The organism is Glutamicibacter sp. GQ173, from assembly GCF_059759215.1.
In genome coordinates, this window is record NZ_JCAXDT010000001.1 from 470,227 (window position 1) to 497,145 (window position 26,919).

Sequence of the window (26,919 nt, forward strand, 5' to 3'; positions counted from 1 at the left end):
TAGGTGGCCGTTCGTCTTTTGCAGGCGAATGAGTCCAAGATAGCCACCGGAGCATTCTGTGAATGCTTCGGTGACTTCTTAGGCCTAGCCTAGCGAATCAATTAGACGCGGCGACGCTTTGATGGGCGGCAACCGTTGTGAGCGCTTGGGGAAACATCCTGGATGGATCCAACCTCAAGGCCAGCAGCCTGCAGCGAACGGATCGCGGTTTCGCGTCCCGAGCCCGGGCCCTTGACGAAAACGTCAACCTTGCGCATGCCGTGCTCCTGAGCGCGCTTTGCAGCAGCTTCAGCAGCCATCTGGGCAGCGTATGGGGTCGACTTGCGCGAGCCCTTCATGCCTACCTCGCCGGCCGAAGCCCACGAGATCACAGCGCCAGTCGGATCGGTGATCGATACGATGGTGTTGTTGAAGGTGCTCTTGATATGCGCCTGTCCCTGCGCAATATTCTTTTTGTCCTTGCGACGCGGCTTACGTACCGCTCCACGAGTCTTTGGGGGCATTTCTTCTCCTACGAAAAAAGTATTTGAGTTAGATCGCTAAGATTTAGCGAGTCTTCTTCTTACCTGCGACGGTACGCTTCGGGCCCTTGCGGGTACGTGCGTTGGTCTTGGTGCGCTGACCGCGGACCGGCAGGCCCTTACGGTGACGAATACCTTCGTAGGATCCGATTTCTACCTTACGGCGGATGTCAGCCTGAACCTCACGGCGCAGGTCACCTTCTACCTTGTAAGTGCCTTCGACGAAGTCGCGCAGCTGCACGAGCTGGTCATCGGTGAGATCCTTGACGCGAGTGTCCGGGTTGATACCGGTCGCTGCGATGGTCTCTTCTGCACGGGTCTTGCCCACGCCGTAGATGTAAGTCAGCGCGATGATTACGCGCTTCTCGCGTGGAATATCCACGCCTGCTAAACGAGCCAAGTGGCTACCTTTCAACGAACGGAGGTCTGGAGCAGTACCATCCGTGATCTCTCACGGCCCCGGCCTCCGAATCCGGGGGTACACCAGGACAAAAGTCCTGGCTGATACTGCCTAATTGACTACGCGTGGGAATCCCGTAAAAACGGAATTAGCCCTGACGCTGCTTGTGGCGTGGGTTTTCGCAGATCACCATGACGCGACCATTGCGGCGGATTACCTTGCACTTGTCGCAGATCGGCTTCACGCTAGGGTTAACCTTCAAGGGTTTACTCCTCTTGCGGTTGCAGTTAAATGTGGAGCAGTAAAAAGCTTGTCCAAGAACAATCATTCAGCGATCGAGATCACCTTGCGGTGACCGCGGTCGCTGAGAAAGTTTTCAGTCTGCAGATTTACTTGTAGCGGTAAACGATACGACCTCGGTTGAGATCGTATGGGCTCATTTCAACCTGCACTCGGTCCTCTGGGAGGATTCGAATGTAGTGCTGACGCATCTTACCCGAGATAGTGGCGAGCACTACGTGTCCATTCGGCAGCTCCACGCGGAACATCGCGTTCGGCAGTGCCTCTGAGACGGTGCCCTCTACCTGGATGACGCCTTCCTTCTTGCCCATTTTCCCCGCTAACTTTTTTTGTTGGCAATTTTCGCCAACAAGTAATTGGTTCTGGCTCATGAACCGGTAATGTCCAAACATAGAATTTTGGGCACACTTAATTCACGAACCAACAGTCAACGATACGCCATTGAAGCGTTCAGTGCCAATCGTTCACTGATCTAAAAATGTTAGATCCAGCACGCCACAAGCTTATGGCGTACTGGATCTAGAAAAAACCGCTAATTCTCACGCCTTGATCGGCGATGGGGCTACTCCGAATGGAGCCAGCCCGGCCTCTCCCCCATCGTGGGCGGAGAGCACCCAGATGCCACCCATGTGGAATGCCACGGTGTGCTCCCACTGCGAGGCGTTGGACTTGTCGTTGGTGACCACGGTCCAGTCGTCCTCCAGCACGGAGGTCTCGATGCCGCCGCGCACCAGCATCGGCTCGATGGCCAGCGCCATGCCCGGCTTGATGCGCGGACCGCGGTGCCCGGAGTTGTAATTCAGGACATCGGGCGCCATGTGCATGGCCGAGCCGATCCCGTGTCCGCAGTAGTCTTCCAGTATGCCCAGCTCAGCGCCTGGCTGGCTAGTGACATAGTCGTCGATGGCTTCGCCGATCTGGCCGATGAAGCGCGCGTTGGCGGCCGCAGCGATGCCGGCCCACATGGCCTGCTCAGTGATCTCGCTCAGGCGCTGATCGGCCGGGTCGATGTTCTTGCCCACCAGCACGGTGCGTGCCGAGTCGGAGTGCCAGCCGTCGATGATGGCGCCGCCATCGATCTTCAGCACGTCGCCGTCCTTCAGCTCGTAGCCCGATGGGAAGCCGTGGACCACTTCGTGGTTGACCGAGGCACAGATATTCGCCGGGAAACCGTGGTAGCCCAGGAAGTTGCTGGTCGCGTTGTGGCGTTCGAGCACCTTCCCGAAGACCTTGTTGATCGCTTCGGTGGTCACGCCGGGGCGAGCCATCGCAACGGCTTCATCCAATGCTTCAGCCAGCACCAAGCCAGCCTGGCGCATCTTCAGGATTTCGGAGTTGGATTTGTACTCGATTTTCGGCTGTCCAAAAGCCAATGTGATTCCCCTAGCTCAGTGGTGGATCCGCGCAAGCAGTGATCCGTGCAAAAGTGCGCAGGGACCGCGCTGCAACTTTCATTGTTGCTGCACGATCCCTGCGCGATGTTCTTCGAGGTGCCTAGGCGTTGACGTTCAACGCTGCCAGCACGCGCTCGGTTACTTCGTCAATCGCGCCAAGGCCGTCGACCTTGCGCACGATGCCGCGTTCCTCATAGCGCTCCACGACAACCCGGGTCTCTTCGTTGTACAGGCCCAGGCGGTGGCGGATGACCTCTTCGGTGTCATCTGCGCGGCCTTCGATCTCTGCACGCTTGAGCAATCGGGCAACCAGCTCGTCGTCATCGGCGGTCAGCTGCAGCACAGCGTCCAGGGCGATGCCCTTGCCGGCCAGCATGGCGTCCAGCGCGTCGACCTGCGCGCTGGTGCGCGGGTAGCCATCGAGCAGGAAGCCCTGGGCCACGTCGTCCTGGTTCAGGCGATCCTCGACCATGTTGTTGGTTACCGAATCGGGGACAAAGTCGCCATTGTCAATGTACTTGCTCGCTTCGATTCCCAGCGGGGTGCCGCCCTTGACGTTGGCACGGAAGATGTCGCCGGTGGAGATGGCGACAATGTCCAAACGCTCGGAGATCTTTACGGCCTGGGTGCCCTTGCCGGCACCTGGAGGTCCGATAATTAGCAGTCGACTCATCGCAGTAGCCCTTCGTAGTTTCGTTGCTGCATTTGAGCATTGATTTGCTTGACGGTTTCCAATCCCACACCAACCATGATGAGGATCGATGTTCCGCCAAATGGGAAGCTCTGATCGGCGTTGAACAGCACGAAGGCAATCAGTGGGATCAACGCAACGAACGCGAGGTACAGCGCGCCCGGGAAGGTAATTCGAGAAATCACGTACTGGAGGTATTCGGCGGTTGGACGTCCAGCGCGAATGCCTGGAATGAATCCACCGTACTTCTTCATGTTCTCGGCAACCTCAACCGGGTTGAAGGTGATCGCAACATAGAAGTAGGCAAAGCCGATGATCATCAGCGTGTAGGCCAGCATGTACCAAGGCGACGAGGTCGAGGAGTGCTCCTGTAACCACATGGCCCAAGCCGGCAAGGTGCCATCGTCATTCTGGTTGAACTGCACCAGCATCTGTGGCAGGGCCAAGATGGAGCTGGCGAAGATCACCGGGATCACGTTGGCCATATTCAGCTTCAGCGGGATGTAGGTGGAGGTGCCGCCCACGGTGCGGCGGCCCACGGTGCGCTTTGCGTACTGGACCGGGATGCGCCGCTGGGACTGTTCCACGAAGACCACAAGCCCGACGATCAGCAGGCCGATCAGCAGCACGCCGATGAAGGTCATGACGCCCTGGGCCTGCAGGATCGCGCCCATTGCCGACGGGAAGCCCGAAGCAATGGAGATGAAGATCAGAATGGACATGCCGTTGCCGATACCGCGTTCGGTGATCAGCTCGCCCATCCACATGATCAGGCCGGTGCCTGCGGTGAGGGTGATGACCATCAGCAGGATCACGATCAGCGAGTCATCCGGGACCAGCGGGAGGGAGCAACTCGGGAAGAGGCTTCCGGTGCGGGCCAGGGTCACTAGCGTGGTGCCCTGCAGCAGCGCGAGGGCGATAGTGAGGTAACGCGTGTACTGCGTCAGCTTGGCTTGCCCGGCTTGGCCTTCCTTGTGCAAGGTCTCGAAGTGCGGGATCACCACACGCAGCAGCTGGGTAATGATGGATGCCGTAATGTACGGCATGATTCCCATTGCAAAGATGGAGACCTGCAACAGGGCGCCGCCACTGAAGAGGTTCACGAACGAATAAAGTCCACCGGTGGTTTCACCCATTGCCAGACACTGCTGAACGTTGCTGTAGTCAATGCCCGGAGCGGGAATGAATACACCGACACGATAGATCGCAATGATCCCAAGCGTGAACAGCAACTTGTTGCGCAGATCAGGCGTCCGAAAAACTCGGGCTATGGCGCTGAACAAGCGTCCTCCTGAAGTATGTGCTAGAGCCCAGGAAGAGATACTTCCCATGACCTAACGATTCTAGCCGTCCACAGTGCTCTCCTGCCAAATACGCCACACGAATTAGACGCAAATGTTTATGGACAGAAATGTTTATGGCCTGATCAACCAAGCATTGATGGTGTTCTTGGAAAATTTCTCGCCGATAGCAGAATGGTCCCGGTTCACGTCGATTACTCGACGCGAACCGGGACCATTCAAAGGCTAAACCCTGGTTTAGAGGGTGTTTGCCGAGCCGCCAGCAGCAGCGATCTTCTCGGATGCGGAAGTCGAGAAGGCGTCAACCTTCACGTCAACCTTGACCGTGATCTCGCCGGTGCCCAGTACCTTGACAGGCTGGTTCTTGCGAACAGCGCCCTTGGCAACCAGTGCCTCAACGGTGACTTCGCCGCCTTCTGGGAACAATTCCGAGATCTTGTCCAGGTTTACAACCTGGAACTCGACACGGAATGGGTTCTTGAAGCCGCGCAGCTTTGGCAGACGCATGTGCAGCGGAAGCTGACCACCTGCGAAACCTGCCTTCACCTGGTAACGAGCCTTGGTACCCTTGGTACCGCGACCTGCGGTCTTACCCTTGGAACCTTCACCGCGACCAACGCGGGTCTTGGCGGTCTTTGCACCCTCAGCTGGGCGCAGGTGGTGAATCTTCAGTGCTTTTTCTTCAGCCATCTCTACTTCGCCTCCTCAACCTTCAACAGGTGTGGGACCTTGTTGACCATACCAACAGTCACAGGGTCAGCGGAGCGGACAACGGTCTGTCCGATGCGCTTCAGGCCCAACGAGCGAACAACGTCGCGCTGGGACTGGTTACCACCGATGATGGACTTGATCTGGGTGATTTCCAGCTTGGCGTCGCTTGGAACAATGTTCTTAGCCATTGATTAAGCACCTGCCTTCTGGCTCTGGATGTGACGCAGCATTGCTGCTGGTGCAACTTCGTCCAGCGGAAGACCGCGGCGAGCTGCAACAGCTGCTGGCTCTTCAAGAGCCTTCAGCGCAGCAATGGTGCCCTGAACGATGTTGATCTGGTTGCTAGAACCCATCGACTTCGACAGGATGTCGTGGATGCCTGCGCACTCCAACACGGCGCGCACTGGACCACCGGCGATAACACCGGTACCAGGAGCAGCTGGACGAAGCATGACGACGCCAGCGGCGGCCTCACCCTTGACCAGGTGTGGAATGGTGGTGCCAACGCGTGGAACGCGGAAGAAGGACTTCTTGGCTTCTTCAACGCCCTTGGCGATAGCTGCAGGAACTTCCTTGGCCTTACCGTAGCCAACGCCTACCAGACCGTTGCCGTCACCAACAACGACAAGTGCGGTGAAGCTGAAGCGACGACCACCCTTGACGACCTTGGAGACGCGGTTGATAGCTACAACGCGCTCAAGGAACTTGTCCTTGTCTTCGTTGCGGTTATCCTTCTGGTCACGGCCACGGCCGCGGCCTTCGCCACGTCCACGACCTTCACCACGACCGCGGCCTTCGCCGCGACGGGATCCAGCGTTCTCGGTAGCGGGAGCCGATGCAGTCTCGACTGCTTCAGTAGCTTCAGACACCTGAGTTTCCTTCTTGTTAGTAGCTTCGCTCACAGTGCCAGCCCACCTTCACGTGCGCCGTCAGCAACAGCAGCCACGCGACCGTGGTACTTGTTGCCGCCGCGGTCGAAGACTACTGCTTCGATGCCAGCTGCCTTGGCGCGCTCTGCAACGAGCTCGCCAATCTGCTTAGCCTTGGCGGTCTTGTCGGCTTCGCTTGCACGAAGCTCGGCTTCCATGGTCGAAGCGCTGGCCAGGGTGATGCCCTGCGAGTCGTCTACGATCTGTACGAAGATGTGACGAGCCGAGCGGTTGACAACCAGGCGTGGACGAACGGTGGTACCAACGATGTGCTTGCGCAAACGCTGGTGACGACGACCGCGCTGAGCGGACTTGCTCTTGCCCTTGATTCCGATAGCCATGATTACTTACCAGCCTTTCCGACCTTGCGGCGGATGATCTCGCCAGCGTAACGGATACCCTTGCCCTTGTAAGGCTCGGTCTTACGCAGCTTGCGGATGTTGGCGGCAACTTCACCGACGTGCTGCTTATCAATACCAGCAACGGTGATCTTGTTGTTGCCCTCGACCGAGAAGGTGATGCCGTCAACGGCAGTAACCTTCACTGGGTGCGAGTAACCCAGAGCGAGCTCCAGGTCAGCGCCCTTGGCCTGTACGCGGTAACCGGTTCCGTGGATTTCGAGCTTCTTCTCGTAACCCTCGGTCACACCGATGATCATGTTGTTGATCAGGGTGCGGGTCAGACCGTGCAGCGAACGAGACTCGCGGGAATCGTTCGGGCGAACAACGGTAACAGTGTTCTCGTCCTTGGAAACGGTGATTGGAGCCGAAACGGTGATCGAAAGTTCACCCTTCGGGCCCTTAACGGCGACCTGCTGGCCGTCGATGTTCAATTCAACGTTGGCAGGAACGGTGATCGGAAGACGTCCAATACGTGACATTGTATGTTTCTCCCTTCCCGTTACCAGACGTAGGCGAGGACTTCCCCACCCACGCCCTTCTTTGCAGCCTGACGGTCAGTAAGCAGACCGGAGGAGGTGGACAGGATCGCGATGCCAAGACCACCGAGCACGTGAGGCAGGTTGGTGGACTTTGCGTATACGCGAAGACCTGGCTTGGAGATACGGCGCACGCCAGCGATCGAACGCTCGCGCGATGGGCCGTACTTCAAAGTGATAGTCAGAGTCTTGCCGACTTCTGCTGCAACTTCCTCGAACGAGGCAATGTAGCCCTGTTCCTTCAGGATGTTTGCAATGCGTACCTTGAGCTTGCTCGACGGCATCGACACAGTGTCGTGGTATGCCGAGTTAGCGTTACGCAGACGAGTCAGCATATCTGCGACTGGATCTGTCATAGACATGTGGGCTTCAGCCCTTCCTCGTTACGGTTTCCTTAGCGGACCTGTAACGTAGTGAGATTAGTTGTTGGTCTTGAATGGGAAGCCCAGAGCCTTAAGCAAGGCACGGCCTTCGTCATCAGTCTTGGCGGTGGTCACCACAGTGATGTCCATACCGCGCACGCGATCGATCTTGTCCTGATCGATTTCATGGAACATCGACTGTTCGGTCAGACCGAAAGTGTAGTTGCCATTGCCATCGAACTGGCGGTCGCTCAGGCCGCGGAAGTCGCGGATACGAGGCAGTGCCAGGGTGATCAAGCGATCAACGAATTCCCACATGCGGTCGTTGCGCAAGGTGGTGTGCGTACCGATTGGCATGCCTTCGCGCAGCTTGAACTGTGCGATGGACTTGCGGGCACGGGTGATCACTGGCTTCTGACCGGTAATAGCGGTCAGGTCGCGAACTGCGCCTTCGATAAGCTTCGAGTCCTTGGCAGCTTCGCCGACACCCATGTTAACTACAACCTTGGTCAGGGATGGTACCTGCATTGGGTTTGCGTAGTTGAACTGCTCCTGCATGGCAGGGCGGATCTCTGCGTTGTACTTTGCCTTCAGACGTGGCTGGATCTTGGTGGCTGCTTCAGTCATTACAGATCCTTTCCGGAAGCCTTGGCGAAACGAACGCGTACAGTCTTGGACACGCCGTTCTTTTCTACGGTTTCCTCGCGGAAGCCGACGCGGGTTGGCTTCTTGGTTTCTGGGTCAACCACAGCAACGTTCGATACGTGCAATGGAGCCTCGACAACCTCGATGCCGCCAGTGGTCGAACCGGATTCGGTCTGACCAGCCTTGGTGTGCTTGGTGACGCGGTTTACGCCTTCAACCAGCACGCGGGAGGACTCGGTGATGACCTTCAGGACCTTGCCCTGCTTGCCACGTTCCTTGCCTGAGATGACCTGAACCAGGTCACCCTTCTTGATCTTTGCGCCCATGGTTACAGCACCTCCGGAGCCAGGGAAACGATCTTCATGAACTTCTTGTCACGAAGCTCGCGGCCCACTGGGCCGAAAATACGAGTACCACGAGGATCTGCAGCGTCACCCTTGAGGATAACTGCAGCGTTCTCGTCGAACTTGATGTAGGAACCGTCTGCGCGACGGATTTCCTTCTTAGTGCGAACGATGACTGCCTTGACGACGTCACCCTTCTTCACGTTGCCGCCAGGAATTGCATCCTTGACGGTAGCGACAATGGTGTCGCCAATGCTTGCGTAGCGACGCTTCGAGCCACCAAGAACACGAATGGTAAGGATTTCCTTAGCACCGGTGTTATCGGCAACCTTAAGTCGCGACTCCTGCTGAATCACTTCTTACTCCTGTCGTCTCGCTGGTTCTCTGAACGAGCCTTGCGGAACGGATATGGTCTCCACGATACGTATCGCTTACCCCCACCGACGCGGGCGCACCGAATGCTGATCCCAATTGGCGGCAGGGCCGAGGCGTAAAATATCGAGGCTGCACTTGTGCGTCTAAACTGATTTAGACCGCACCGCATAGTTTCGGAGGTGGATAGTCCCCGAACACAATGCGCACAGATTCTTAAGTCTAGCGCAGAGTGGCACAAAACCGAAATGGTGTGGTATGCGGAAAGAAGGCGTCGTTCGTCACATGAACCGACGCGCACTTCCCCGGCTTTACGGGGCTCCGGCACCACGGAACTCAAGGATTCACGTAGCTCCAAATTGCCCGGCTGGCTTTGGGCCACGAGATTACCGCGGACTCGATGTTCCAGGAAGATTTTTCTTCCATCAATGCCGTGAGCAGCCGGCACGTATTTGCTGGCACTCGCTGCCCTCGAATACACAGCGTCGCCAATCGGCAATCGGCAATCGGCAATCGGCAAACAAGACCGGGCTATGCAATTCCACCGAGTCAAGTACCCGTCTCAATATAGTAATTTGTTGGATTTTAGGGGAGGATAAGCACTCATCCACCCCCGATGCCTCGGCGCCTTGATCGCTGGACATCAAATCCACGACTATCGGAGTTCACGATGAAACGATCATTGGCCCTGTGCACTGCAGGCATTCTTGCGCTCTCCGCCCTAACAGGTTGCACCTCATCCACCGATGAGGCCCCATCCAATGCCTCTTCCACCGAAGGAACCTCAGCCTCTGCAACGACGCAGTCGCCGTCCGGGGAATCGGAAACACCCACTGCTCCTGTTGATACCTCAAACGTCATTGCCACCAAGGAATTCACCGTCCCTGGACATAAAGACGACAAAGTCACGGTGGGCATCCAGTCTCTGAAAGTTGAGGGCAAAACCATGACCCTCCAGTACGTGCTCACTCCTGATTTTGCCTCTGCCGGTGACTCCGCAGCCATCTCGATCTACGACATGTTCGGGAATTCCTCGCCACGCACGACTCTCGTTGATCGGGAAAACCTCAAGGAATATAGTGTCATTTCGGATGTGGGCCGAACTTGGGCCGCAGATTCCGTCCGAACTTCAACCTCAAATCATGAGCCCGTTATTTGGTGGGGAGTTTATGCCGCTCCCGAGGACGGCAATGAAAGCTTTGATATCCGTGTAATCGATTCGATGGCGGAGTTCACTGACGTACCGGTGACACGATGAAAGCACTACCAGTTCGGCTCATAGGAGCCGGGGTTTTGCTGGCCTGCCTCGGGTGCCAGTTGCCAGCTGCACAGGCAACCGCAACGAATGCGCAGGAACTGCCCGAACCTTCAAGCGAGCTTATTGCGAAGTCCGTGCTCGTTTGGGACCCGGGTACAAGTGTCCTCGCCTGGGATCTCACCGGATCCGTGAAGGCTGTTGAACAGGTTCAGGAGAAGGACGGGGAAACTACCATTACCCTGGCAGCCGACATCCTTTTCACTCCAGATAGTTCGAAGCTTCCAGCCACAGCTTCTGCCAAGTTGGAGTCATTGGTTTCCAAGATACCCAAAGGCGCAGACGTCCAAGTTAATGGCCATACGGACTCCGTTCATGGCGCGAAGGATAACAAGACTCTCTCCACCGACAGGGCCAAGGCTGTCGCCGCGATGCTCAAGAAAGCCCGTCCCGACCTGAACGCAAAGGTCAAGGGGTTCGCCGATACCCAACCAGCGGTTCGAGAAGACCCGAAAGATCTGTCGACCTACGCCGCTAATCGTCGAGTGGAAATCATTTACGCCGGCTAGCAATTTTGTGCTTCCTATTTCGCGCGGATATTCACCGCTCGGTGGGCCATGTCTGCGGGGCAATGGCTCTACGCGTGCCCTGCTAATGTGGCACACCGAGTTTCACGATGAGTGCCAGGTGATCGGACCCATCAATCTTGGCTGCCTCTTGCTTGAGCGGAACGAGGCCGCGGGCTAAAACGTGGTCAATCCCAATCATCGGCGGCACCCTTCCCCCAGTTGGCCATGTCGATACGGGAAACAGCGATCGTTCAGGTCCCATGCTGGAGACAAGTTCTCGAAACTGTGGATGGGCTCGGGTGGAGTTGAAGTCCCCTGCCAAGATCATTGGTTCGTCTTCCTTCTTGTCAACCCACTGCTGCATAGCCAGCAGCCCACCCTGCCACCGCCGCGCATCTTGCAGCGGAGGATAAATGTGTACCCCAACGACCGTGATTGGCCCGCGTGGAGACGCAATGTCGACGATGGGCAATCCGTACCAATTGGTCGCATCCGGGCCAAGCGAACCTGATCGTTCTCTCGCCGGATAACGCGAATAAATCACCGTATCGGCTTCTCCCCCGGCAGGCGCCGGTGCGCTTCGGTATGGCAAGGTATCCAATGCTCCTTGGGCAGCCAATCTCTGGTGAAGAGCTTCACTTGTCTCTTCGAGCACCAGGACCTCAGGGTCGGCCATTTTAATGCTCTGCGATAATTGCCTAGCATCAGCGCCAGCCTTGAGCGCATTGAAGGAAAGACTGATGACTCCGGGGGTGCATCCGATGGCAACGATTCCCCGGTTGTCATAGCCAAGTTCGGGACCGCACCGATGGCCAGCAAGACCAAGAAGACTACCGAAACCAGCCACCGGCATTTGAATGAGGCCAGCAATACGGCCAGGGCAACGCCGAGCAGCATCCATGGTTGGGATGCTTGGAGCCGCGGAACCCATCTGGCAACTGTCCACGTTATATAGGGCAGAATTCCAATGCCCAGGCAAGGGAGCATGAGAATCGCCCACAGCCACTGTGAACGTGGTTGCGGGCGATTCATTGTCGTGGCTTCAGCTTAGTTCAGCGTCTGGCACGGACAGCTCAATTCGAGGCCGCTTCCGACTGCTGCGCAGCCCAGACTGCCACCCGTTGAGCACTTTCCTCTTCGCTCAGATCTTCAATTCTGCTCATGATGGACCACCTCACTCCGTAAGGATCAATTATGGATGCGAATCTGTCGCCGGAAACAAAATTGGTCACCGGTTCCCTTACCGTAGCGCCTGCCTCTGTAGCTCTTGCCAGCACTGCATCCACGTCTTCGCAATACAACCCGAGCGAATAGCAAGCATTCGGGGCAGCTGGCGGCGGCACCAAGCCGTACGCGGGACTGGGCTCACCAATTTGCAGGTGTCCTTGGCCAAAGTCAATCTCGGCATGGACAACGACCCCGCCCATGTTGGTGACATCAATGATCCGTGCTCCAAACACGTCTTTGTAGAACTCCAGGGCCTTCGCCGCATTTGGTACAGCGAGGAATGGAGTTAGTGACGTTACTCCGTGTGGAACACCAGCGGTGGTGTGAGTTCCGGTGACACCATGCACCAATTCGTTGTGATTTTGCATATCTCAAGGCTATGAAGTTATGGAATGCTGGGGCTTGTAAATTTGCGACAAATTTGAGGTGCTGCTGCATGGTCGATATTCATGACGGTCGAGGGGTTTTGTATCCGGCCCGGCTGCCGGAATTCCAGCGCATCCTGCCTCCCGAACATTTGCAGCAGTACGTCAGCTGGTATTGGATCTCGCGCTGGGATATTGCTGCCGGCCGGATTTCCCGCCAGCAGATCCTGCCTTTCCCGCTGATGAATCTTGTGGTGCAACCTGAGGGGGTGACAGTCGCTGGTCCAAGCCGCGGTGCATCTCATAGGGATCTGCGCGGTACCAGCTGGGCGGTAGCTGCCCTGCTCCGCCCCGCTGCAGCTCCCTATTTGGCCTCCTTGGTCAAGAGCACGCCGCAGCAGCTGCTGGACCAAGAAGCAACCATTGATGCAGGTGCACTTCATCAGGCCCTGCTGGACGAACACCAGCTGAGTGACGACGCAAACTCGAATGCAGGCTGTGCTCATCAATTATCTTTATGGCTGGAACAGCGTCTGCCGCCAATCACCGAGTCCGGCGAACTAGCCAATAATTTCTTGGATCATGTATCGACTAACAGCTCAGCCTTGCGTGTTGACCACGTCGCGAAAGATTTGAATCTCACCGTACGCAGCCTGCAGCGCTTGTCCCTGAAATACTTGGGACTTTCACCGTTGGCAGTCATTCGGCGCTATCGCTTGCAAGAAGCTGCCCTGCATTTGCGTGAGCATCCGCAAACTTCACTTGCTTCGCTGGCCGTGGACCTCGGCTATGCCGACCAGGCCCACCTGTCGACAGACTTCCGAAAAGTACTCGGCTACTCCCCTAGCGAGTATCGAAGCAGCTAGCGGGAAACGCTGACTCGTGCTTTGGAAATCCGTCTCCTAATCAATGAACAACGCCGCAACTGCGCTGATTTCAATCAGACCGCCAGGGATGCCTAGCTGGGAGACAATGGCCGCGCACACCAGCGGTGGTTCATCAGAAACCAGTTCTGGGCCGATAGCCGCATAGACGCTATTGATATCCACGCCGTCCACCAAAAGGACGTTCCATTGGACTACATCGTCAAACGTTGCTCCGGTTGCTGCCAACGCTGCCTTTGCATTGTGCAACGCATATCTTGCTTGTTCCGCGGCATCGCCTTCGCCAATCAGTGTGCCATTCTCGTCAACCGCATTCTGTCCGCCAAGGTAGACGGTGCTGGCTCCCGGCGGGACGATGGCTACGTGGCTGAAGGCTGGCGACCGGACAAGGCCTTCTGGACGCAGTTTCTGAATTGATTGCATAATCCAGTGTCGTATCCGCGAACTACAGGGTCAATGCAGAAATGCCCCGAACTCTTCTTGCGAAGTGTTCGGGGCATTCTTCAATCACGAGATCCGTGAAATCGAAGCGAAAGCTTACTTAGCCTTCTCTACGATCTCAACGAGACGCCAGCGCTTGTCAGCAGACAGCGGGCGGGTCTCAGCGATGACAACCAAGTCGCCGATGCCGGCTTCGTTGTTCTCATCGTGAGCCTTGACGTTCTTGTTGCGACGCATAACCTTGCCGTAAAGGGCGTGCTTTACACGGTCCTCAACGTCAACGACGATGGTCTTCTGCATCTTGTCGGAAACCACGTAACCACGGAGGGTCTTGCGGTCGTTACGCTCGGTAGCGTTATCCACACCGTTCTCCTTCTCGCTCATTACTTGGATTCCTTCTTGGTTTCTTCAACCGGAACGACGACATCCTGACGAATGCCCAGCTCGCGCTCGCGCAGCACAGTGTAAATGCGGGCGATATCGCGCTTGATAGCCTTCAGGTTCGCGTTGCTCTCCAGCTGGCCGGTAGCCGACTGGAAGCGCAGGTTGAACAGTTCTGCCTTGGCCTTCTTCAATTCCTCGTTCAAACGAGCGGTATCGAAGCCGTCCAGGGACTCAATGCTAAGGTCCTTAGAACCGATAGACATCCCTATTCACCACCTTCACGACGCACGATGCGTGCCTTCATTGGCAGCTTGTGGATTGCAAGACGCAATGCCTCTTTAGCTACCTCTTCACTGACGCCACCGAGTTCAAACATGACTCGTCCTGGCTTGACGTTGGCGACCCACCACTCTGGGGAACCCTTACCGGAACCCATACGGGTTTCAGCAGGCTTCTTGGTCAGCGGACGGTCTGGGTAGATGTTAATCCACACCTTACCGCCACGCTTGATGTAACGGGTCATGGCGATACGAGCGGCTTCGATCTGACGGTTAGTCACGTAAGCCGGGGTCAACGCCTGGATACCGAACTCACCGAAAGCAACGGTGGTTCCGCCCTTGGCAGCACCCGAACGCTTTGGGTGGTGCTGCTTACGGAACTTGACTCGACGTGGGATAAGCATTTAAGCCTCTCCTCCTTCCGCAGCAGGAGCTGCAGCGCCCTTACGGTCGTTACGACGACGGCGTTCGCCGCCACGTGGACGATCGTTGCCACCGCGACCACCGCGAGCTGGAGCAGCAGCAGCCTGCTGTGCAGCCAGTTCCTTGGCGGTTACGTCACCCTTGTAGATCCAAACCTTCACGCCGATGCGGCCGAAGGTGGTCTTGGCTTCGAACTTGCCGAAGTCGATGTTCGCACGCAGGGTGTGCAGCGGCACACGGCCTTCGCGGTAGAACTCCTTGCGGGACATTTCTGCACCGCCAAGACGACCGGAGCACTGAACGCGGATGCCCTTGGCACCAGCGCGCATTGCCGACTGCATTGCCTTCTTCATCGCACGGCGGAAAGCCACGCGGGAAGCAAGCTGCTCGGCGATGCCCTGGGCGACCAGCTGGGCCTCCATGTCAGGGTTCTTGACCTCGAGGATGTTCAGCTGAACCTGCTTCTTGGTGAGCTTTTCCAGCTCGCCGCGAATACGGTCGGCTTCTGCACCACGGCGGCCGATAACGATACCTGGACGTGCAGTGTGGATATCCACACGTACGCGGTCACGGGTACGCTCGATCTCTACGCGGGCAATGCCTGCGCGATCCATTCCCTTGGACAGCAGTGCACGGATCTGTACGTCTTCTTTTACGTAGTCCGCGTAACGCTGGCCTGGCTTGCTGGAATCAGCAAACCAGTGCGAGATGTGGTCAGTGGTGATGCCGAGACGGAAACCGTTCGGATTTACCTTCTGTCCCATTTAGTTCTCCCCACCCTTCTGGGTTGAAACAACCACAGTCACGTGGCTGGTGCGCTTCTTGATCTGGAATGCGCGACCCTGTGCACGCGGCTGGAACCGCTTCATGGTCGGACCTTCGTCAACAAACGCTTCGCTGATAATCAGCTCGTCCTCATTGAATGCTTCACCTGCGCGGTCCGCGGCGGCACGGGCGTTAGCCACTGCCGATGCGACAACCTTGTATACCGGCTCCGAAGCTGCCTGTGGGGCAAACTTCAAGATGGCCAGTGCTTCGTTGGTCTGCAGACCACGAACAAGGTTGACGACGCGCCGGGCCTTCATAGGCGTTACGCGGATGTGACGCGCAATTGCCTTGGCTTCCATTGCTATCCTTCTCTCGTCTATCGAAGAAGTGCTAAGCGATACTAGTTCCCTTGCGGGGCCTAGCGGCGCTTGCCCTTCTTGTCGTCCTTTACGTGGCCACGGAACGTACGGGTTGGGGCAAACTCTCCGAGCTTGTGTCCAACCATCGATTCGGTGACGAACACAGGAATGTGCTTGCGACCGTCGTGTACGGCGATGGTGTGTCCCAGCATGTCCGGGATGATCATCGAACGGCGGGACCACGTCTTGATGACGTTCTTGGTGCCCTTTTCGTTTTCAGCAACGACCTTCAGGAACAGGTGCTGATCGACGAAGGGGCCTTTCTTCAGGCTGCGTGGCATGTTTCCAGGCTCCTATCGCTTGTTCTTGCCGGTCTTGCGACGACGCACAATGAGCTTGTCGCTTTCCTTGTTCGGACGACGGGTGCGTCCTTCACGCTTACCGTTAGGGTTGACCGGGTGACGACCACCGGAGGTCTTACCTTCACCACCACCGTGTGGGTGATCAACAGGGTTCATGACTACACCACGAACGGTTGGGCGTACGCCCTTCCAGCGCATACGGCCGGCCTTACCCCAGTTGATGTTGATCTGCTCAGCGTTGCCGACCTCGCCGATGGTTGCGCGGCAGCGCACATCAACGTTGCGGATTTCGCCCGAAGGCAAACGCAGCTGAGCGAAGCGGCCCTCACGGGCTACCAGCTGGATCGAGGCACCTGCGGAACGAGCCATCTTGGCGCCGCCACCTGGGCGAAGCTCCACAGCGTGAATCACGGTACCAACCGGGATGTTACGCAGTGGCAGGTTGTTACCTGGCTTGATGTCGGCGTTGACGCCGGCCTCAATCTGGTCACCCTGCTTGAGGTTGTTCGGTGCGATGATGTAGCGCTTGGTGCCGTCCACGTAGTGGAGCAGTGCGATACGAGCGGTACGGTTCGGGTCGTACTCAATGTGAGCGACCTTTGCCGGAACGCCGTCCTTATCGTGACGACGGAAGTCGATAACACGGTAAGCGCGCTTGTGTCCGCCACCCTTGTGTCGGGTGGTGATCTTACCGGAGTTGTTACGGCCGCCAGTCTTGGTGAGTGGACGAACCAGCGACTTTTCCGGAGTCGATCGGGTGATTTCTGCGAAGTCGGCTACCGACGAGCCGCGAAGGCCCGGGGTAGTCGGCTTGTACTTACGAATTCCCATTTATATTATTCCTCGTTAAAGTGGTCTCCGCTTAGGAAAGCGGACCGCCGAAGATGTCAATCGAGCCTTCCTTCAGGGTGATGATGGCGCGCTTGGTGCTCTTGCGCGATCCCCACCCGAAGCGGGTGCGCTTGCGCTTACCGGCTCGGTTGATGGTGTTTACGGAGTCAACCTTGACGTTGAAGATAGCTTCAACGGCGTACTTGATTTCCGTCTTGTTGGAGCTTGGTGCCACCTCGAAGGTGTACTGACCTTGATCGATCAGACCGTAGCTCTTTTCCGATACGACTGGTGCGATGACCACGTCGTGTGGAGCCTTGGAGTTGATGCTCACTTGGCTTCCTCCTTCTGGACCAGGGCGTCGAAGGCAGCCTTGGTGAAGACTACGTCATCCGAAACCAGAACATCGTAGGTGTTCAGCTGGTCGACGTACAGAACGTGCACAAGGTCGAGGTTGCGAACCGAAAGGGCTGCAACATCGTTGGCGCGATCGATGACGACAAGCAGGTTCTTGCGCTCGGTGAGCGAACGCAAGGTAGCCAGAGCTTCCTTGGTCGATGGGGTTTCCCCTGCAACCAAGTTCTCAATCACGTGGACGCGGCCGAAGCGTGCGCGATCAGACAAAGCGCCGCGCAGTGCAGCAGCCTTCATCTTCTTCGGGGTACGCTGCGAGTAGTCACGTGGGGTTGGACCGTGGACAATGCCACCGCCGGTCATGTGAGGTGCACGGATCGAACCCTGACGGGCGCGGCCGGTACCCTTCTGCTTGAACGGCTTGCGACCTGCACCCGATACCTCGGAGCGGTCCTTGGTCTTGTGGGTACCCTGGCGGGCAGCAGCAAGCTGTGCAACGACAACCTGGTGCAGCAGCGGGACGTTGGTCTGTACGTCGAAGATCTCTGCAGGCAGTTCGACGTTAAGTGCCTTAGTCATTTACTTATGCTCCCTTCACGGCGTTGCGTACGAGAACGACGCGGCCGCGGGCACCTGGAACGGCACCCTTGATCAGCAGGAGGTTCTTCTCAGCGTCGATAGCGTGAATGGTCAGGTTCTGAGTGGTAACACGCTCAGCACCCATGCGACCGGCCATCTTCTGTCCACGGAAAACGCGACCTGGGGTCGATGCGCCGCCGATGGAACCTGGCTTGCGGTGGTTCTTGTGAGCACCGTGCGATGCGCCAACACCATGGAAGTTGTGGCGCTTCATCACACCGGCGAAGCCCTTACCCTTGGAGGTGCCAACGACGTCGACCTTCTGGCCGGCTTCGAAGAGCTCCACGGAGAGTTCCTGGCCCGGGGTGTACTCGGCAGCGTCTGCGGTGCGCAGTTCTACCAAGTGGCGACGTGGGGTGACGCCTGCAGCCTCGAAGTGACCAGCCAGTGGCTTGGTGACCTTGCGAGGATCGATCTGGCCGTAGCCGATCTGAACTGCGGTGTAGCCATCGCGCTCAGCATTGATGAGCTTGGTGACAACGTTGCTGTCAGCCTGCACGACGGTGACAGGGATCAGGTTGTTGTTCGAATCCCAAACCTGGGTCATGCCGAGCTTCGTGCCCAGCAGGCCCTTGAAATTACGGGTTGCGGTCATAGTTTTCTCGCCACCTCCCCTTAAAGCTTGATTTCGATGTTGACATCCGCTGGCAGGTCGAGACGCATCAGCGAATCAACAGCCTTCGGGGTCGGATCAACGATGTCGATCAGACGCTTGTGCGTGCGCATTTCGAAGTGCTCACGGCTGTCCTTGTACTTGTGTGGCGAACGGATAACGCAGTACACGTTCTTCTCCGTTGGCAGCGGCACTGGGCCGACTACGGTTGCGCCTGCGCGCGTGACCGTCTCAACGATCTTCCGGGCCGAAACGTCAATGACCTCGTGGTCATACGACTTCAGCCGGATGCGGATTTTCTGTCCCGCCATGGCGTCATGCCTCTTTCTGTTAGCACTATCTAAGATTGCTGTGCCTATATACGGGTTCTTGCGAACCGGCACGCCTTGCGCTGCGGCTGAATCCGGATCAGATCCGGGTTCCTCACCCGCAGGAGGCTCCGACCCCCGAACTCGGGCGTGTCGCGAAATTTTCAGTCGCGACAAGACCGCAAAGTTTTCACTTTATCGAAGGCCTTATAATTTGAAACTGTTGTATCGATCCCGAACCACAGGCATTATCCTGCGTGAGAGCCGATCCCGGTTGTTCAAATCAGATTCGATTACCCCAATAACGGGGATCGAGTTGCACTCAAGCAACTTATCTAGTCTGACAGGTCGGCAACGATCGCGCAAATCTTTTATGGGCTTCGAGCCCCGTGATCTTGACCTCACCGACCTGCCGCTAGCACTACTCCCGCTCGCCTGGCTCCTGCGGCGAAGCTGGCGGCCGCTGCTCCTGCGGCTGCACTGGCGGTTGCGCGGGCTGCTGCCACGGCAGTCGCGGCGGGCCCTGCTGGACTACCGGCGGTTGATAGGCCGGCGGCTCGGCTGCTGGCTGGCCGGCCTTGTCGACCTTCACCAGCTTGTAAACGGCGGCGGCGATCAGTCCCAGCCCGATAATAACCAGCCACAAGAAGACGAGTTCACGCAGGAACCAGATGACGGACAGGGTGATCGCAATGGCACCCCACCAGATGAACAACCGCTCCCCCAGCTTCAAGGCCCAGGCGATCAGGCAGCCAAAGAACGCCAAGCCCATGACTTGGGCGAGCGTATTGGATTCGGCCAAGGAGGCGAACAGCGCCATGCTGCCAGCCACGGAGGCAGCGATGAGATAGGCCTGTTCAAGAAGCCGGTGGGCCTTGATATTGCGCCAAACCACCAGCACGACCGCGATCACGCAGAAGTAGGCCATGATGCTGCTGAATTGCAGAACCGCGATAATTCGTGAATAGGAGGTCAGGACAAGAACCGCACCAAGCACGATCAACCCGTCCACCGCGTAGGGAACAGCACTGGCCGGCAGCTCGAAGAAGCGAACCACCACGGCCACGCCGAAGATGAGCGCCGCGGCCCCAATAATGCTCCAGGTCTGCGAGCTGTCGACGTGGGCAATGCAGCCGGCCGCCAACAGGGCCAGCAGCATGGACGCAAAATAGATCCGTGACGCCGCGCCAACCGGGTCTGCATGGCGGTAACCGGATTCCGGATAACCAGGCGCCGGATCTTTCATTCGCCCATGGGCCATCGCCAGGAGATAGAGCGCTATTCCCGTGCCGATCAAGGACCATGAGACATCCATCGATGACAGCCATCGAGTTCCCCCGATATGCCGCGTTTCCATCACGGTCCGCAAGATCGCCACCGTGAGCATCAGCGCGCCGCCGATCGCATACCAGGCGCTCCTGCGCGAGTGCACCAGCAGCATCAGCGCGACAGCCATCAGCGCATGGGCGCCAACGGCCCACCAGGTTCCAGCCTGCCACCATGCAGCGAGCGCTGCCGGCAAGAAGATGGCCAGCGCGATGGCGACGGAGTACTTCTTGTTGCCCCGCCAGCGCCATTCGGCCAGCACAGCCAACAGGCACATGAACAGCAGCATGGCGCTGGCAACGTCGGTGCTCCACCATTGCGCTCGAATCCAACCGGTGTCATCTGGCATCGTGCTTGCCTGGACCCCGATCACAACGATCAGCGACACAATGGGGGCAAAAAGGTAGAACTGCCGCGGGATTTCAGGGATCGCTTCGCCGGCCTTGAAAGCCATGGCCCCATGGATCCCGATGCACAGGGCAGCCAAGAGGATCACTCCGCGATCAAAGCCGCCCGCGAACCATCCGTACCCCAGCGTTGCCGCCGGCATGCCAATGAGCAGTCCGATGGCCACCCAGCGCAATTCCTGGCGAAGCGGTGCGCCCCGGCGAATGCTGAGCAGCAATCGGGCTACCTGCGGAATGCTCAGCGATACGAGCAGCAATGCGAATCGGCCGTGGAGATCAAAGTCCATTGCGCGGGCGAACCACCAAACCATCGAGCTGAAGAGCAGCTGGGCGAGGCTCGCATAGATGATCTTCCATTGCGTGCTGGTGCTGCGTCGAAGGTTCACCAGGTAGTCGGCCAGCGCAGCTACACCGATGAGCAGCGCAAATCCCCAGGTGCCTTCAGCAAAGCTCAGCGCATACAGCATCAGGAGCAGAGCCGCCGCCGCTGACTTGATGGGCTGCTCCAGCTCCGTGCGCTGCCCAGCAACAGAACGCAAACGCCACCCGCTGGCAATCCCCAAGCCGGTGGCCGCCACCGCGGTGATCATGAACCAGATGAATCCTCCGAGCCCGATGAACTCCACGAGCTCATGTGGATACATCTCTTCGGCAGCCAGCACTCGAAGGTAGCACAAGGAGGCTATGGCAATCGCCGCAGAAGCCGCGATCCGACCCAAAAGGTGGTTCTGCGGCATGCCCTTCTCGGCAAGGTGCCGGCTTGCCAGGTCGATAGCCCAGAGCATCAGCGCCATCGCCAGAACGGTGACGAGCTTTGCTGCTGCCTCGGATCTTCCGGCGGAACCGTCCAGGGATTCATGGATGGCCGCACCCAGCACCCCGGCGCCAACCAGCAGCAGCGCCCAACGAGCGTGCTGGCAAACCTGCTGGAGGAGGCCAGCTGATCGATGCCGCGCGATGCTCAGTCCGATAATGGCCACTACAAACAGCAGGAGCGGTCGCCAGCTATGGCGCTGCATATCCAGCAGTGCCACCAGCGGAAGCGCCGAGACCACCGCAACTTCCGTCTTGGCCCCGCGCAGCAAGCCGGGCAGGCAGAGCAGTGCCAGCAGTGGAACGACCAGGACGCTGAGCACCAGCGAGGTCTCGCCGTTCGAGGAGGCGTAGGCCCCGATCACCGAGATCACGCTCAGGCCCCAAAGCGCGCTTCGCTCAAAGCGCAGATGTCGGGGATCCAGGCCCATGCGTTGCTGGTACGCCGCGGAATACATCAGCACCGCGAGTGCTTGCAGGGCAAGGCTGAACGCGAGGATCATTGTCGTGGTCGTCGCGGAGAATCCAACATAATTGCTGCCGGCAACCAGCATCAGCATAAAGGTAACGCGGGCTGCGTAGAAACGCGCCATTCGCAAATTGCCCAGCAGCCGCATGCTGAGCAGCAGTTGCGCGGTGAGCAATGCGAAAATCCAGAAGAAGTCGCGGCTTCGGAGGGACTCAAAGAGAATTGCTGACAGCACGATGACGAAGGCAGGCAGCAACTGCGCGGTGCCCATAACAGCTTGGAAGAAAATCGAACGGCGCACCCGCTGGCTGCGCACGGCCAAGTAAAGCAGCACGAGGGAAAGCAGCAGCAGTACCAGCATGTAGTTCAAGATTCCGCGCTGCAGTGTTGCGGCCCCGGCCATGCCGGTGCTGACCAAGATCAGCACGGCTACCCAAGACAGCACGCGCGACTTCAGCTTGAGCGTGGCATAGCCAACGGCCAGCGTGCCGATGGCCGAGAAGATCAGCCAGGTGGCAGCCCCGCTGATATCAAGGGTGTTGTACGTGGCGATGGCGCACAACGGAAGCAGCGCCAGGCCAGTTCCGGCGAAGGCTGCACCTGCAGGACGCAGCGATGGCTTCAGCGCGTAGGTGGTCAAGCCCCCGGCGTAGAACGCGGCGGCCAGGAAGAAGAAGGCCACGAGCTTGGCTACCGGCGGGAGCGCGAAGCTGAGGAACAGTGCGCCGGCGGCGACAATCATCAAGGCGGCCACATACAAGGTGATGTTGATATTGCGCAATTCCCGCTCGCGCTTGGTCAGCACCTTGACCGGCTTGGGTGGCGCGGCGGGCCTGGAGACCATTTGGCTTGGCTGCGGGATATTGACCGGGTTCTGCTGCCCGAAGGTCTGGTCCGTTGCCGGGTAGGTGGCGTTTGTTGATCCAGCCGCCACCGGTTGATCTGGCCAGGGCTGCGGGCTATAGGGCTGTCCAGCCGGTGGGGCTTGCTTCCTGGCCGGCGCCTGCTCGGACGGTGGAGCTTGAGGCTGGGTCCCGGAGCGTCGCAGAAACTCGCTGGCCGCTTCATACCCTTGTTGCCATGCCTCGCGCAGCTGCTCTGCTGACGTGCCGGGAAGCTGTTTTTGGGATTGCTTGCGCCCCCTCGCCTGTCCGAAGAAGAACGCGGCAACAGCCAGCACGATAGCAAGCAGGATCCAACCGGTCATCGATGCCACTCCCCTAGTGAATTTTCAGTGCGCCCTCTAATTGGACCACCTTCTAGAAATATTCACTAGTTCGAATTGCTTGTTAGCGCAAAAAAATCCCCCAGCACTGTAATAGTGCTGGGGGAATTCTCAGATCTCTATGGATCTAAATCATCAAGTAATGACTACTTGGTGATTGCGGTGACCTTGCCCGAACCAACGGTGCGACCGCCTTCGCGAATTGCGAAGCCGAGGCCCTCTTCCATAGCGATTGGCTGGATCAGCTCAACCGACATTTCGGTGTTGTCGCCAGGCATAACCATTTCGGTGCCCTCTGGGAGGGTGATAACGCCGGTTACGTCGGTGGTGCGGAAGTAGAACTGCGGACGGTAGTTCGAGTAGAACGGGTTGTGACGTCCGCCTTCGTCCTTCGACAGGATGTAGACGTTTGCATCGAAGTTGGTGTGTGGGGTGATCGAGCCTGGGGCTACGACAACCTGGCCACGCTCAACATCGTCGCGCTTCAGACCGCGAAGCAGCAGACCACAGTTCTCGCCTGCCCATGCTTCGTCGAGCTGCTTGTGGAACATCTCGATACCGGTAACGGTGGTCTTCTGGATTGGGCGGATGCCAACAATCTCAACTTCCGAGTTGATGGCAAGGGTGCCACGCTCGGCGCGACCGGTTACAACGGTACCGCGACCGGTGATGGTGAAGACATCCTCGATAGGCATCAGGAATGGCTTGTCACGGTCACGTACTGGGTCCGGAATGAAGGTGTCAACAGCTTCCATCAGTTCCTCAACAGCTGCAACCCACTTCTCGTCGCCTTCCAGAGCCTTCAGGCCGGAAACGCGAACAACTGGTGCGTCGTCGCCATCGAAGCCCTGGGAGGACAGAAGTTCGCGAACTTCCATCTCCACGAGCTCGAGCAGCTCTTCGTCGTCGACCATGTCGGACTTGTTCAGTGCGACCATCAGGGTTGGAACACCAACCTGGCGGGCCAACAGAACGTGCTCGCGGGTCTGAGCCATTGGACCATCGGTAGCAGCAACCACGAGGATTGCGCCGTCCATCTGAGCAGCACCGGTGATCATGTTCTTGACATAGTCAGCGTGACCTGGAGCGTCAACGTGTGCGTAGTGACGCTTCTCGGTCTGGTACTCGATGTGCGAGATATTGATGGTAATACCGCGCTGGCGCTCTTCTGGAGCCGAGTCGATGTTAGCGAAGTCGCGCTTTTCGTTCAGGTCTGGGTACTTTTCAGCCAGAACCTTGGAGATAGCTGCGGTCAGAGTGGTCTTACCGTGGTCAACGTGACCGATGGTACCAATGTTGACGTGCGGCTTGTTGCGCTCGAACTTTGCCTTTGCCACAAGTTCCTCCTAGAAACATTTACAGAAGACTTTTTTCGTCTGCGCGGTTCGCAAACGAACTTCAATTAGTCTACTGGGGGCGTGGATAATTTTGGAAATTTCGGTCCTCTGCGGGCCCTGCATGTGATGCAAATCCCTCGTTGGCCGTTTGCGGGGCCGGCCTCAATGGCGTTGAAGCCGGCTCCGCGATCGGCCACTTCCCCACAATGGGGGTCACGGCCAAGTTTTGGTTCCGAAGCGATTATTCGCCGCGGGACTTCTGGATGATCTCGTCGGCAACTGCCTTCGGGACCTCGGAGTAGCTGTCGAAAGTCATCGAGTAAACAGCACGGCCCTGGGTCTTCGAACGCAGGTCACCAATGTAACCGAACATCTCAGACAGCGGCACGCCTGCACGGATGACCTTGACACCCGCAGCGTCGGACATCTCGGTGATCGAACCACGACGGGAGTTCAGGTCGCCGATAACGTCGCCCATGTACTCTTCCGGGGTACGAACTTCAACAGCCATCAGCGGTTCAAGCAAAACAGGGTTAGCGCGGCGTGCGCCTTCCTTGAATACCTGCGAACCAGCGATCTTGAAGGCCATTTCCGAGGAGTCAACATCGTGGTAAGCACCATCGATGAGGGTAGCCTTGACACCAACCAGTGGGTAGCCTGCGAGGATACCGTACTGCATTGCGTCCTGGATACCAGCGTCAACGGATGGGATGTACTCACGAGGAACACGACCACCGGTCACGGCGTTCTTGAACTCGTAGGTTACGCCGTCAACAACTTCCAGAGGCTCGAACGAGACCTGGACCTTTGCAAACTGACCCGAACCACCGGTCTGCTTCTTGTGGGTGAAGTCAACCTTCTCCACAGCCTTCTTGATGGTTTCGCGGTATGCAACCTGTGGCTTACCAACGTTTGCTTCCACGCGGAATTCGCGCTTCATGCGGTCAACCAGGATGTCCAGGTGAAGCTCGCCCATGCCGCCAATGACGGTCTGGCCGGTGTCTTCGTTCAGGGACACGGTGAAGGTTGGATCTTCTGCCGACAGCTTCTGGATAGCGGTCGACAGCTTTTCCTGGTCACCCTTGGTCTTTGGTTCGATGGCCACGGAGATCACTGGATCCGGGAAGGTCATCGATTCGAGAACGATTGGGTGGGCTGGATCGCACAGGGTGTCACCGGTGGTGGTGGCCTTCAGGCCGATCACAGCGTAGATGTGACCTGCGTGGATCTCGTCTACCGGATTCTCCTTGTTGGAGTGCATCTGGAAGAGCTTGCCTACGCGTTCCTTCTTGCCCTTGGTGGAGTTCAGCAGCTGTGCGCCGGACTCTGCCTTGCCGGAGTAAACGCGGATGAAGTTCAACTGGCCGAAGAACGGGTGAGCGGCGATCTTGAACGCAAGTGCCGAGAACGGTGCGTCCTCCGAAGGCTCGCGGGTCAGCTCAACTTCTTCATCCTTCGGATCGTGACCGATGGTGGCGCCAACGTCCAGTGGGTTTGGCAGGAAGTCGATAACTGCATCCAGCATTGGCTGAACGCCGCGGTTCTTGAAGGCCGAACCACAGAATACTGGGTAGGCTTCCGAGTTCACGGTCAGCTTGCGGATGCCAGCCTTCAGTTCCTCAACGGAGATTTCTTCACCTTCGAGGTACTTCTCCATGAGCTCTTCGGATGCCTCAGCGACATCTTCAACCAGCTTGGCGCGGTACTCTTCAGCACGCTCAACCAAGTCGGCAGGGATTTCGCGGGTTTCGTAAGCAGCACCCATGGTGACGTCGCCCTTGGCGTCGCCTTCCCAAACGAATGCCTTCATGGACAGCAGGTCAACGACGCCGGTGAACTCGGACTCGGAGCCGATTGGCAGCTGCATAACCAGCGGCTTGGCACCAAGGCGCTGGATGATGGTATCTACGGTGAAGTAGAAGTCGGCACCCAGCTTGTCCATCTTGTTGACGAAGCAGATACGAGGAACGTCGTACTTGTCAGCCTGGCGCCAAACGGTCTCAGACTGAGGCTCAACGCCTTCCTTGCCATCGAATACGGCAACGGCGCCATCGAGCACGCGAAGCGAACGCTCCACCTCAACGGTGAAGTCAACGTGGCCTGGGGTATCGATGATGTTGATCTGGTTCTTGTTCCAGAAGCAGGTAACGGCCGCGGAGGTAATGGTGATACCGCGTTCCTTTTCCTGTTCCATCCAGTCGGTGGTCGACGCACCGTCGTGGGTCTCACCGAGCTTGTGGTTCACACCCGTGTAGAAAAGGATGCGCTCAGTAGTAGTGGTCTTACCGGCATCGATGTGGGCCATGATGCCGATATTGCGGACCTTGTTCAGGTCAGTAAGCACGTCCTGTGCCACGTTGTCTCCCTAAAAGGTG

The 26,919-nt window shown here is 57.8% G+C and carries 37 protein-coding genes; 4 read left to right on the plus strand and 33 right to left on the minus strand.

Annotation, left to right across the window (positions count from 1 at the left end; all coding sequences use genetic code 11):
• Positions 1-101: 101 nt before the first annotated feature.
• From rpsK to rplN, 16 genes are all read right to left on the minus strand, one after another.
• Positions 102-503 carry a 30S ribosomal protein S11 gene (rpsK, locus tag AC6CHO_RS02155; RefSeq protein WP_022874114.1) on the minus strand — a complete coding sequence of 134 codons (402 nt, stop codon included), beginning with the start codon at positions 501-503 and terminating at the stop codon, positions 102-104.
• Positions 504-546: 43 nt separating this feature from the next.
• Complete coding sequence (rpsM, locus tag AC6CHO_RS02160; protein ID WP_022874115.1) at positions 547-921, minus strand: 30S ribosomal protein S13; 375 nt, start codon at positions 919-921, stop codon at positions 547-549.
• A gap of 148 nt (positions 922-1,069) precedes the next feature.
• On the minus strand, positions 1,070-1,183 hold the full coding sequence (rpmJ, locus tag AC6CHO_RS02165; protein WP_071894985.1) for a 50S ribosomal protein L36: 114 nt from the start codon (positions 1,181-1,183) through the stop codon (positions 1,070-1,072).
• Between the two features lie 127 nt (positions 1,184-1,310).
• Complete coding sequence (infA, locus tag AC6CHO_RS02170) at positions 1,311-1,532, minus strand: translation initiation factor IF-1 (protein ID WP_013349662.1); 222 nt, start codon at positions 1,530-1,532, stop codon at positions 1,311-1,313.
• Positions 1,533-1,760: 228 nt separating this feature from the next.
• Positions 1,761-2,594, minus strand: coding sequence for a type I methionyl aminopeptidase (map, locus tag AC6CHO_RS02175; RefSeq protein ID WP_060702205.1), 834 nt, complete (start codon positions 2,592-2,594; stop codon positions 1,761-1,763).
• 121 nt (positions 2,595-2,715) lie between these two features.
• Positions 2,716-3,288 (minus strand): adenylate kinase, encoded by a 573-nt coding sequence (locus AC6CHO_RS02180; RefSeq protein ID WP_060702206.1) that lies wholly within the window; start codon positions 3,286-3,288, stop codon positions 2,716-2,718.
• Complete coding sequence (secY, locus tag AC6CHO_RS02185; protein WP_498213786.1) at positions 3,285-4,589, minus strand: preprotein translocase subunit SecY; 1,305 nt, start codon at positions 4,587-4,589, stop codon at positions 3,285-3,287. Before secY ends, AC6CHO_RS02180 begins: the two co-directional genes overlap by 4 nt.
• Positions 4,590-4,844: 255 nt before the next feature.
• Positions 4,845-5,297 carry a 50S ribosomal protein L15 gene (gene rplO, locus AC6CHO_RS02190; protein ID WP_058254881.1) on the minus strand — a complete coding sequence of 151 codons (453 nt, stop codon included), beginning with the start codon at positions 5,295-5,297 and terminating at the stop codon, positions 4,845-4,847.
• Positions 5,298-5,299: 2 nt separating this feature from the next.
• The gene (gene rpmD / locus AC6CHO_RS02195) at positions 5,300-5,506 is read right to left on the minus strand and encodes a 50S ribosomal protein L30 (RefSeq protein ID WP_022874120.1); all 207 of its coding nucleotides are present in this window, start codon (positions 5,504-5,506) and stop codon (positions 5,300-5,302) included.
• Between the two features lie 3 nt (positions 5,507-5,509).
• Positions 5,510-6,187 carry a 30S ribosomal protein S5 gene (rpsE, locus tag AC6CHO_RS02200; RefSeq protein ID WP_171918424.1) on the minus strand — a complete coding sequence of 226 codons (678 nt, stop codon included), beginning with the start codon at positions 6,185-6,187 and terminating at the stop codon, positions 5,510-5,512.
• A 29-nt stretch (positions 6,188-6,216) separates the two neighbouring features.
• Complete coding sequence (gene rplR, locus AC6CHO_RS02205) at positions 6,217-6,588, minus strand: 50S ribosomal protein L18 (protein WP_060702209.1); 372 nt, start codon at positions 6,586-6,588, stop codon at positions 6,217-6,219.
• Positions 6,589-6,590: 2 nt separating this feature from the next.
• Positions 6,591-7,127, minus strand: a complete 537-nt coding sequence (gene rplF, locus AC6CHO_RS02210; protein WP_444662721.1) for a 50S ribosomal protein L6 — start codon at positions 7,125-7,127, stop codon at positions 6,591-6,593.
• 20 nt (positions 7,128-7,147) lie between these two features.
• Positions 7,148-7,546 (minus strand): 30S ribosomal protein S8, encoded by a 399-nt coding sequence (gene rpsH / locus AC6CHO_RS02215; protein WP_013349671.1) that lies wholly within the window; start codon positions 7,544-7,546, stop codon positions 7,148-7,150.
• A gap of 57 nt (positions 7,547-7,603) precedes the next feature.
• Complete coding sequence (gene rplE / locus AC6CHO_RS02220) at positions 7,604-8,173, minus strand: 50S ribosomal protein L5 (protein ID WP_060702211.1); 570 nt, start codon at positions 8,171-8,173, stop codon at positions 7,604-7,606.
• Positions 8,173-8,517 (minus strand): 50S ribosomal protein L24, encoded by a 345-nt coding sequence (rplX, locus tag AC6CHO_RS02225; protein WP_060702212.1) that lies wholly within the window; start codon positions 8,515-8,517, stop codon positions 8,173-8,175. The genes rplE and rplX overlap by 1 nt, the downstream gene beginning before the upstream one ends.
• A 2-nt stretch (positions 8,518-8,519) precedes the next feature.
• Entirely contained in the window at positions 8,520-8,891 is a 372-nt protein-coding gene (gene rplN / locus AC6CHO_RS02230) for a 50S ribosomal protein L14 (protein ID WP_022874126.1), read from the minus strand.
• Positions 8,892-9,577: 686 nt separating this feature from the next.
• Here rplN and AC6CHO_RS02235 point away from each other — a divergent pair.
• Positions 9,578-10,165 carry a hypothetical protein gene (locus AC6CHO_RS02235; protein ID WP_498213431.1) on the plus strand — a complete coding sequence of 196 codons (588 nt, stop codon included), beginning with the start codon at positions 9,578-9,580 and terminating at the stop codon, positions 10,163-10,165.
• Positions 10,162-10,731, plus strand: coding sequence for an OmpA family protein (locus AC6CHO_RS02240; RefSeq protein ID WP_498213433.1), 570 nt, complete (start codon positions 10,162-10,164; stop codon positions 10,729-10,731). The genes AC6CHO_RS02235 and AC6CHO_RS02240 overlap by 4 nt, the downstream gene beginning before the upstream one ends.
• 82 nt (positions 10,732-10,813) lie before the next feature.
• Here AC6CHO_RS02240 and AC6CHO_RS02245 read toward each other — a convergent pair whose 3' ends face one another.
• A complete protein-coding gene (locus AC6CHO_RS02245; protein ID WP_498213435.1) occupies positions 10,814-11,407 on the minus strand; it encodes an endonuclease/exonuclease/phosphatase family protein in 594 nt (197 codons plus the stop codon).
• An 18-nt stretch (positions 11,408-11,425) separates the two neighbouring features.
• Between AC6CHO_RS02245 and AC6CHO_RS02250 the strand changes: the two genes are divergently transcribed.
• On the plus strand, positions 11,426-11,686 hold the full coding sequence (locus tag AC6CHO_RS02250; protein ID WP_498213437.1) for a hypothetical protein: 261 nt from the start codon (positions 11,426-11,428) through the stop codon (positions 11,684-11,686).
• Between the two features lie 118 nt (positions 11,687-11,804).
• Here the strand turns inward: AC6CHO_RS02250 and AC6CHO_RS02255 are convergent, their stop codons facing one another.
• On the minus strand, positions 11,805-12,326 hold the full coding sequence (locus AC6CHO_RS02255) for a VOC family protein (RefSeq protein ID WP_498213438.1): 522 nt from the start codon (positions 12,324-12,326) through the stop codon (positions 11,805-11,807).
• 68 nt (positions 12,327-12,394) lie between these two features.
• Between AC6CHO_RS02255 and AC6CHO_RS02260 the strand changes: the two genes are divergently transcribed.
• Positions 12,395-13,189 carry an AraC family transcriptional regulator gene (locus tag AC6CHO_RS02260; RefSeq protein WP_498213439.1) on the plus strand — a complete coding sequence of 265 codons (795 nt, stop codon included), beginning with the start codon at positions 12,395-12,397 and terminating at the stop codon, positions 13,187-13,189.
• 36 nt (positions 13,190-13,225) lie between these two features.
• Here the strand turns inward: AC6CHO_RS02260 and AC6CHO_RS02265 are convergent, their stop codons facing one another.
• The 15 genes from AC6CHO_RS02265 to fusA all read right to left on the minus strand — a co-directional run bounded on the left by AC6CHO_RS02265 (position 13,226) and on the right by fusA (position 26,900).
• Positions 13,226-13,630, minus strand: a complete 405-nt coding sequence (locus AC6CHO_RS02265) for a RidA family protein (RefSeq protein WP_498213441.1) — start codon at positions 13,628-13,630, stop codon at positions 13,226-13,228.
• Positions 13,631-13,744: 114 nt separating this feature from the next.
• Positions 13,745-14,032 carry a 30S ribosomal protein S17 gene (gene rpsQ / locus AC6CHO_RS02270; protein ID WP_013349679.1) on the minus strand — a complete coding sequence of 96 codons (288 nt, stop codon included), beginning with the start codon at positions 14,030-14,032 and terminating at the stop codon, positions 13,745-13,747.
• Complete coding sequence (rpmC, locus tag AC6CHO_RS02275) at positions 14,032-14,295, minus strand: 50S ribosomal protein L29 (protein ID WP_022874130.1); 264 nt, start codon at positions 14,293-14,295, stop codon at positions 14,032-14,034. Before rpmC ends, rpsQ begins: the two co-directional genes overlap by 1 nt.
• A gap of 2 nt (positions 14,296-14,297) precedes the next feature.
• Positions 14,298-14,714 (minus strand): 50S ribosomal protein L16, encoded by a 417-nt coding sequence (gene rplP, locus AC6CHO_RS02280; RefSeq protein WP_022874131.1) that lies wholly within the window; start codon positions 14,712-14,714, stop codon positions 14,298-14,300.
• Positions 14,715-15,497 carry a 30S ribosomal protein S3 gene (gene rpsC, locus AC6CHO_RS02285; RefSeq protein ID WP_060702219.1) on the minus strand — a complete coding sequence of 261 codons (783 nt, stop codon included), beginning with the start codon at positions 15,495-15,497 and terminating at the stop codon, positions 14,715-14,717. It abuts the gene before it with no gap.
• Positions 15,498-15,860: a 50S ribosomal protein L22 gene (gene rplV, locus AC6CHO_RS02290; protein ID WP_022874133.1), complete on the minus strand. Its 363-nt coding sequence runs from the start codon at positions 15,858-15,860 to the stop codon at positions 15,498-15,500.
• Positions 15,861-15,919: 59 nt separating this feature from the next.
• Complete coding sequence (rpsS, locus tag AC6CHO_RS02295) at positions 15,920-16,201, minus strand: 30S ribosomal protein S19 (protein WP_022874134.1); 282 nt, start codon at positions 16,199-16,201, stop codon at positions 15,920-15,922.
• 12 nt (positions 16,202-16,213) lie between these two features.
• On the minus strand, positions 16,214-17,053 hold the full coding sequence (gene rplB / locus AC6CHO_RS02300) for a 50S ribosomal protein L2 (protein WP_060702220.1): 840 nt from the start codon (positions 17,051-17,053) through the stop codon (positions 16,214-16,216).
• A gap of 31 nt (positions 17,054-17,084) precedes the next feature.
• Positions 17,085-17,387, minus strand: a complete 303-nt coding sequence (gene rplW / locus AC6CHO_RS02305; RefSeq protein ID WP_060702221.1) for a 50S ribosomal protein L23 — start codon at positions 17,385-17,387, stop codon at positions 17,085-17,087.
• A complete protein-coding gene (gene rplD, locus AC6CHO_RS02310) occupies positions 17,384-17,986 on the minus strand; it encodes a 50S ribosomal protein L4 (RefSeq protein WP_022874137.1) in 603 nt (200 codons plus the stop codon). Before rplD ends, rplW begins: the two co-directional genes overlap by 4 nt.
• 4 nt (positions 17,987-17,990) lie before the next feature.
• Positions 17,991-18,641 carry a 50S ribosomal protein L3 gene (gene rplC, locus AC6CHO_RS02315; RefSeq protein ID WP_060702223.1) on the minus strand — a complete coding sequence of 217 codons (651 nt, stop codon included), beginning with the start codon at positions 18,639-18,641 and terminating at the stop codon, positions 17,991-17,993.
• 20 nt (positions 18,642-18,661) lie between these two features.
• Positions 18,662-18,970, minus strand: a complete 309-nt coding sequence (gene rpsJ / locus AC6CHO_RS02320) for a 30S ribosomal protein S10 (RefSeq protein ID WP_013349689.1) — start codon at positions 18,968-18,970, stop codon at positions 18,662-18,664.
• A 418-nt stretch (positions 18,971-19,388) separates the two neighbouring features.
• Positions 19,389-23,189, minus strand: coding sequence for a hypothetical protein (locus tag AC6CHO_RS02325; RefSeq protein ID WP_498213448.1), 3,801 nt, complete (start codon positions 23,187-23,189; stop codon positions 19,389-19,391).
• A gap of 164 nt (positions 23,190-23,353) precedes the next feature.
• Entirely contained in the window at positions 23,354-24,544 is a 1,191-nt protein-coding gene (gene tuf / locus AC6CHO_RS02330; protein ID WP_060702225.1) for an elongation factor Tu, read from the minus strand.
• 241 nt (positions 24,545-24,785) lie between these two features.
• Positions 24,786-26,900 (minus strand): elongation factor G, encoded by a 2,115-nt coding sequence (gene fusA / locus AC6CHO_RS02335; protein ID WP_498213451.1) that lies wholly within the window; start codon positions 26,898-26,900, stop codon positions 24,786-24,788.
• Positions 26,901-26,919: the final 19 nt, after the last annotated feature.